The 7,676-nt window shown below is 45.8% G+C and carries 5 protein-coding genes; 2 read left to right on the top strand and 3 right to left on the bottom strand.

Annotated features, from left to right (window positions below):
* Positions 1-501: 501 nt before the first annotated feature.
* On the bottom strand, positions 502-717 hold the full coding sequence (locus AEA42_RS16515; protein WP_156143182.1) for a hypothetical protein: 216 nt from the start codon (positions 715-717) through the stop codon (positions 502-504).
* A 354-nt stretch (positions 718-1,071) separates the two neighbouring features.
* Between AEA42_RS16515 and AEA42_RS16510 the strand changes: the two genes are divergently transcribed.
* Entirely contained in the window at positions 1,072-3,165 is a 2,094-nt protein-coding gene (locus tag AEA42_RS16510) for a TonB-dependent siderophore receptor (protein WP_055648305.1), read from the top strand.
* Positions 3,166-3,418: 253 nt separating this feature from the next.
* On the opposite strand, the gene ggt is transcribed toward AEA42_RS16510, so the two are convergent.
* Positions 3,419-5,158 (bottom strand): gamma-glutamyltransferase, encoded by a 1,740-nt coding sequence (ggt, locus tag AEA42_RS16505; RefSeq protein WP_047536744.1) that lies wholly within the window; start codon positions 5,156-5,158, stop codon positions 3,419-3,421.
* Between the two features lie 109 nt (positions 5,159-5,267).
* Here ggt and AEA42_RS16500 point away from each other — a divergent pair, with 109 nt between their 5' ends.
* Positions 5,268-6,542, top strand: coding sequence for a GNAT family N-acetyltransferase (locus tag AEA42_RS16500; RefSeq protein WP_055648304.1), 1,275 nt, complete (start codon positions 5,268-5,270; stop codon positions 6,540-6,542).
* A gap of 108 nt (positions 6,543-6,650) precedes the next feature.
* On the opposite strand, the gene AEA42_RS16495 is transcribed toward AEA42_RS16500, so the two are convergent.
* Complete coding sequence (locus AEA42_RS16495) at positions 6,651-7,274, bottom strand: LysE family translocator (RefSeq protein ID WP_047536748.1); 624 nt, start codon at positions 7,272-7,274, stop codon at positions 6,651-6,653.
* Between the last annotated feature and the right edge of the window lie 402 nt (positions 7,275-7,676).

Raw genomic sequence — 7,676 nt, 5'->3', positions numbered from 1 at the left:
CTTTACCTGTGAGGCTTTTACCTGATTGCAGATCTTTAAGGGCTTGTTCGAAGTTAAAAGGTTGGGTCATGTGTCATTCCTGTTTTTGAATATTTTACTGAAATGACACAGAATTATGAACACTACCTCAAAAAACTAACAAAGCATTTGAGAGTGATTCTCCACGCTTCGCATTTTTCATTCCATCGTTGGTTTTTATGTTTACAGTGGTATGGTTTAGTTAAGCGGTAGCGTTGCCCACACCTTAATACGGCGTTAATCCATAGAAATTTTTATCCGAAATTACCTGATACAGCCGACTTCCCTGACACGCTTTTGTCCCAAAGCGAGTCAGTATCTTCTTTAAGATCGGCATCCGAAATGACAGTTGAAACCAACACAAATTCAACTGTCTCTTGAAGAGTTCTTCTGGCGAAACAACTCATTGCGATAATATTTTCGCTCTAAATTAACTGTTGGAATAAATCCTGAACAGTTAACTGTATTAACTAGAGCTTGTGACTATTCCAGGGGGATGCTCGGGGTTGTGATATCAGCTTTTAGCACTAAGACAATCAAGAAAATAACGCCCAATAACGGGAATAATCCCAGTATCGCGCCTAGCATCCCTGTGAGCTTAGGATTTGTCGTTTTTTTGCGACCGAGTGAATAACTCAATATGCCGAAAAACATCATGCTAGCGAAGAGCAACAGCAAAATCAGCAAGAACATTGACACAATAAATTCCTTTTTAATTCATATGTTAGAGCTGGATAATATAGAGTGAGTTAATGCTAAGTCAATCTTATTCATAAGGATTGAACGCATGGCGGTAAGCAATAGGTGAGTTTCATCTATTGCTGAGCGAATCCTAAACGCCCGTAAAACAGAGAGTATCGAATAAGATCTTGATGGCGATCTAGCTAGCCATGCTACATAAACCAACATTGAGGCCCGCCTTCAGCATGTGATGTTCCCAGCATTTTACGAATTTCAGAGTGTAAATGTAATGAGAATTGTTATCAATTGTGTGTATTGATAATTATTTTCAATTAAAATGCATCTCTCAAACAACAATGATGGGGAATCATGATGCAAAAAACGCTGTTAGCTACACTCATTGCGAGTTTTTTATTCGCACCAAGCACCTACGCAAGTGAAGACAAGTCCGCGACTAATATTGAGGTCATCAGTATCAAGGGAAGTCGTTTAGATAAGGCCGCAACGGCAACAGGGTTACCTTTAACTCTGCGGGAAACGCCACAATCCGTTACCATTATTGATCAAGAGTTTATTCAAAGTTTCTCACTTAATAGTGTTGCGGACTTAATGTTTTTAACCCCTGGCATTTATGCTCAAAAAGCTGAAACCAACCGCTATTTCTTTAGCTCTCGTGGTAATCCGATTACTAATTTCCAGTTTGATGGTGTGCCCGTTAACTATTCGAGTTTCTTTAATGACGCCTCAACTGACACTATATTATTTGACCGCGTCGAAGTGGTCCGTGGAGCAACGGGACTCTTAACAGGAGCGGGCGAACCATCGGCGGCAATTAACCTTATCCGCAAACGTCCTAAAGCGACACCTGGCGGCTATGTCAGCGCAAAAGTCGGTTCATGGGATAGCTACCGCGTTGAAGGCGATGCCTCTGTTGATGTGACGGACAGTGGTGCTGTGCAGGCTCGTTTTGCCGCTGCCTATGAGAAATCAGATAGTTACATTAATCTTGCCGAAGATGAAAACCTCCAAATTTATGGTGTTGTAACGGCAAAACTCAGTGACAGTACCTTATTTACCCTAGGTGCCGATTACAGTGACCGAGATCCAAAAGGCTCAACTTGGGGTGGTCTGCCGCTATTTTATGCTGATGGCAGTTTGGCCAATGATCTCCCTCGCTCGACCACAACGGCTGCCTCTTGGTCGAGTTGGCAACGGAATGGCGCGAATGTCTTTGCCACGCTTGAACATGATTTTGATAATAATTGGGACCTTAAATTTGACGTCGAACATCGTGAAGATGAGATGGACGGACACTTGCTGTATCTCTATGGCGCACCGGATAAAACGACAGGGTTAGGAATGGGGGCATCGGCGATGATCTATCAATCGACCCGTAAACAAGATGCAGCACGACTATTTGCCTCAGGGCCATTTGAGCTCTTTGGCCGCGAGCATAAATTGACTGCGGGTTTATTGTATTCTAAGCAAGACACAACCGCAGATTCCTATTACCCATTGAATAGCATAAGTATTGGTAACTTCTTCGAATGGGATGGCTCAGTTGCCGAACCTAATTATCCGTCGACGCCAATCTATCAAGAAGGTGAGGAAATTCAAAAAGGGGCCTATCTCGCGACCCAAATTAATTTACATGATCAATGGATGTTGTTACTGGGTGGCCGCATTAGCCAATATAAGTTTGAATCAAACGCGGCGGCTGACTACAACAATAGCGATGTTTTTACGCCCTACGCGGGCCTTATATACAACCTGAACGATAGCATCTCGATTTACACCAGTTATACCGAAATTTTCCAGCCACAGGATGCAAAAGACGCGAACAATAAGCGATTAGATCCCATGACCGGAAATAATATAGAACTGGGTGCGAAAGGGGATTTCTTCGATGAGAAACTGACCGCCAGTATTGCCGTATTTAAAGTGCAAAAGGAAAATGTGGCAGAACGTGACCCAAATTATCCCACACCTCTACCAGATGGTAGCTATCCAATGCGTGGAGTGGACGGAACCAGTAACCAAGGTTATGAAGTTGAGTTAAACGGTAGACCAGTAGAAGATTGGGATCTGTTTTTCAGCTATACCCATAGTACATCGGAAGATCAAGACGGGGCAGCCTTTAGCACTCATCTACCGAAGGATCTGATTCGTTTATCCTCGCTTTATCACTTTGATGGTGCACTCGCGGATCTGACAGTCGGTGGTAACTTAAGCTGGCAGAGTAAAATTTACAAAGATGACGCAGGTCCCAATGGCGAGCGTTCCGAGCAAGATAGCTATTATCTAGTCAATCTGATGACAAGCTATCAACTGACAGACGATGCTAAAGTTCAACTAAATATCAATAACTTATTTGATAAAAAATATTACTCCAGCATTGATTTTTACAACCAAGGTTTCTTCGGTGAACCACGGAATATTGAGTTAAACCTAAGCTATAACTTTTAAATAATCATTCCTGTAAGTTAGAGCTGTAAATGCCGTGTCTATTACGACACGGGATTCACATAACTAGGTGGTCGTAAGGTTCAACATTCGCTGAAAATAACCACTTTGCTTTGTTGGTTTGCCCGATCCTTGCAGAGATAATCGATATCCGCGACTTAGTTTAAATGTTCTTAATCAAACCGGGCGCTTGGCCTTATCTCCAATTCATTGCTTCCATGCCTTTATTACATATCACTTGTATGCCAATCAGCGATTAGTAACCGACGGCTTCGCTACCTGAATGACGGGGATCGGTGGCGCCAAATATCCCTTGGTCTGTCACCATAATGGATTGAGTGCTACCCATGGCTGATTGCACTTTCACCTTATGGCCTTTGGCTTCGAGTAATGAAATGGTATCGCGGTTCAGGCTGGTTTCGACCCGCAGTTCATCGGGGAGCCACTGGTGATGTACCCGCGCAGCATTGCTGGCTTCGGCAATGTTTAAGCCGTGGTCAATTACGTTCATAATGATTTGCAGCGTGGTGGTAATGATGCGTGAACCGCCTGGGCTGCCCGTTACTAAGAAGGGTTTGCCGTCTTTCATCACTATGGTGGGGCTCATTGAACTTAATGGACGTTTATTACCTTCCACCGCGTTGGCATCGCCACCCACTAAGCCATAACCGTTAGGGGTGCCTGGTTTTGCGGAAAAATCATCCATTTCGTTATTGAGTAAAATCCCCGTGCCTTTGGCGACTAAGCCCGAGCCGTAGCTGAAGTTTAAGGTGTAAGTGTTGGACACCGCATTACCCCATTTATCGACCACCGAGAAGTGCGTGGTTTGGTCACTCTCATAGGGCGCTAGATTACCGGGTTTGATTTCTTCGCTTGGCGTTGTTTTGTTCAGGGCAATTTGGCTGGCAATTTTTTGGGCGTAGTCCTTATCCGTTAGTTGTTTGACGGGCACTTTATAAAAATCGGGATCGCCTAAGTATTCGCTGCGATCGGCGTAGGCATGCTTCATGGTTTCAGCCATCACATGGATAGTTTGCGCCGTATTGTGACCGAATTTATCGATAGGGAATTGCTGCAACACATTAAGCATTTCAATAATATGCACACCACCTGAAGATGGCGGTGGCATCGAAACCACCTCATATCCTCGGTATTGACCACGAACGGGTTCACGCTCAACAGCTTTGTAGTGTTTTAGATCTTCTAAGGTCATGATACCGCCAGCTTCTTGCACGGCCTTAACCAGCTTTTCTGCGGTTTCACCTTCGTAGAACCCTTTGGTGCCTTTCTCGGCGATGAGTTGCAGGGAGTGGGCGAGTTCTGGCTGCTTTAAAATATCATCCACTTGGAAGTCGCTACCGTCGGCCTTATAGAAGATGGCTGCTGTGCTTGGCCATTGACTCATGCGGCGCTTTAAGCCTGCAAGGGATACCGCCAAATCTGGGCTAACGCTAATCCCTTCCTGTGCCATTTTGATGGCGGGCGCTGTGACCTGTGCCATGGTCATCGTGCCATATTTTTCAAGGGCTAAACTCATGCCCATTACGGTGCCAGGTACACCGACAGCAAGGCCATGTTCACGGCTTAATTTAGTCACCGCATCGCCATTCTCATCGAGGAAAATGTCTTTTTTCGCCTTTGATGGCGCCATTTCCCGATAATCGATAGCGATAGTTTTATTTTCTTTGGCCAGATGAACGAGCATAAAGCCACCGCCGCCAATATTGCCAGCACGGGGTAAGGTAACCGCTAAACTGAATGCCACCGCCACCGCAGCATCGACGGCATTACCGCCTTGTTTCAAGATTTCAACCCCTGTGCGACTGGCCAAGGTTTCTTGGCTGGCGACCATGCCATGTTTTGCCCATACGGGTTGTGCCGTGGCCATTTGGCTGAAAATCGAAGGCTCTTCAGCATGGAGAGTGGGCGAAGACAATAAAGGCAGTGCCATGGCGATGGCGAGAATTAGAGGTCTAAAAGGTACTGCGCGGCGCATATTCAATCCTGAATTTATTTTCATTATGACTATGCAATGTGCCGAGAATTAGGCTTAATTGCAACCTTGGATCTTGGCTTAGTGTGTTTAACGGATAAGAATTCAACTCATGAGACAACTGATTTTGGCCTTTGCCAGCGCGGTGCAGAGTATTGACGCCGATAATTGGGATAGCTTGATGGGGAGGGATAATCCCTTTGTCCGACATGCCTATTTACTGAGCTTAGAGCAAAGTTTATCGGCCTGCGCCGCCACGGGGTGGCGTCCACATCATCTGTGTGTTTTCGACGCCACCGGCAGTGAATTTGCACAAGAATTAGCGCCTGATACTGTAATCATTAGTCCAAAAGATGCCGCAGATTTTATGGCTTTACCGCTGCTGGTATTGATGCCGCTTTATCAAAAATCCCACTCCTATGGCGAATATGTGTTTGATTGGGCATGGGCGCAGGCCTATGAGCGTCATGGTCTTGAATATTATCCTAAATTATTAAATGCCATACCGTTTACCCCAGTGCAAGGGCGGCGGATGGGGCTGTCGCCTACGCTTTTGGCAGAGGAGGCGCAGCAGCTAAGTCTTGCCGTATTGTCTTGTTTAAATGGGCAATTAGCGAATGCGGATGCGGATACGCCTATGTCCTCTTGGCATAGTTTATTTGTCTCGTCTTCGCAGCAAGCACTATTTACTGAGGCATCGAATCACACCGCCCTTCGGCGTCTAAGCACTCAGTTTCATTGGTATAACCGTGGCTATAAAGATTTTGCAGCCTTTTTAGCGGCGCTCACCTCCCGTAAGCGCAAAAATATCCTTAAGGAGCGCGCCCAATTACAGCCCTATGGTTTGCAATATGAGTTTGTTGCGGGAGCGGAGATTAGCAGTCAGCAATGGCAGCATTTTATTGAATGTTATCAACTAACCTACCTTAAACGATCCGGCCATCGCGGCTACTTAACTCCGACATTTTTTAACATGATCGCCGAGCGTTTAGCCGAGCAGATTATGCTGTTGGTGGTAAGTGATGCAAAAGGGCAGATGATTGCGGGCGCGCTGTATTTTACGGGCCGCAACGAGCAAGGGCAGACGTGCCTGTTTGGCCGTTACTGGGGCAGTATTGTCGAGCTTGAGGGATTGCACTTTGAGGCCTGTTATTATCAGGGCATCGAATATTGCATCGCCCATAACATTGGTCTATTTGATGCAGGCGCGCAGGGCGAACATAAAGTACTGCGAGGGTTCGAGCCTGTGGCGCTCTATTCCTACCACAATATTGCCCATCCTGAATTTAAGCGGGCGATTGCGCATTTTACCGATGAGGAAGCTGCGCAAATGGAAGTGTATATGCAGCAGATGCGTGAGGTATTGCCCTATAAAAAAGGCCAATAGCCACCATAAACGTAAAACATCGCGTCAACAAATCCGTTGGCGCGACGCGAATGATGCTATACAAAAAGTGATGTGCTAAGCACATATGACTCAAGACGGCATGTTTGATTAGCTCATCGCTAACCAGATCCCAACACCAATCATTAGGCTGCCGGCGATACGATTTAGCCAACGAATGTTATCGCCGCGACTTAAAAAGATCCGCAAACTTTTGCCACCACTAGCGTAGGCCAACATAGAAGTAAACTCTGTCACCATAATAATACTCAGTAGAGCAAGGAGTTGCGGCGCGACTTCGCGCTCGGCATTAATAAAGGGCGGCAGGAGCGACACCATAAACGCCCAACCCTTAGGGTTGGCAATGGCGGTAATAAAGCCCTGTGAAATTAAGGTAAAGTTACTGGCTCTTGGATTAGTGTCATCATCGCTGAGCATCGCCATCTTGCCTCGAGCACGCCACATCTGCACACCGATATAGCCTAAGTAAATGCCGCCAACCCATTTAAACACCTGAAAAACCTCAGGATAATTAAGCATGATGCTAGCTACGCCCATGACTGCCGCTGTAGCGACCAAGGCAACTCCTACAAGCTCGCCGAGCATCATCCACAGGGTGCGGCGCACACCAATGCTCATCCCGAGTGTCATGGCGAGTGTCATACACATACCCGGGGTGATAGAAACAAAAAAGAACGTCGGAATAAAAACAGCGAGTAAGGCAAAGTCTGGCATGGTCTAAGCGGTCTATATGAAATTAACTTGAACGCTAGTGTAATGAAAATGCTTAAGTTAGCCAACGTAGACAGGATGATGTTTCTTTTTCTATGGCTGAATGGGGTTACTTACCGCTAACTCTCTGTTTCGAATGTGGGGGAGTGAACCATCAGGATGATTGCCAAGAGCTAGTCGTCCAATTTACAAAAAGAACGGTTATGGCTTGTTTAAATAGGATTTCCTGTAAACAAGTCTCTTGTAATCGTATCGTTTAAAGATGAGCAGGCTATGCTCTGAAGGATCCCCTCATAAATCAGCCATAGCATAGCCATATTTGAGCAACTGATTGGCGAATAATACCCAGGCCGCCAGCAATTCTTTCTCCGTGATTTGATAATCAGGCCGCCTGAGTACCTCCAA

The organism is Shewanella sp. Sh95 (assembly GCF_001308045.1).
Classification (GTDB): domain Bacteria; phylum Pseudomonadota; class Gammaproteobacteria; order Enterobacterales; family Shewanellaceae; genus Shewanella; species Shewanella xiamenensis.
Note: the sequence above shows the minus strand (reverse complement) of the source record. Positions and strands in the feature narration are given on the sequence as shown.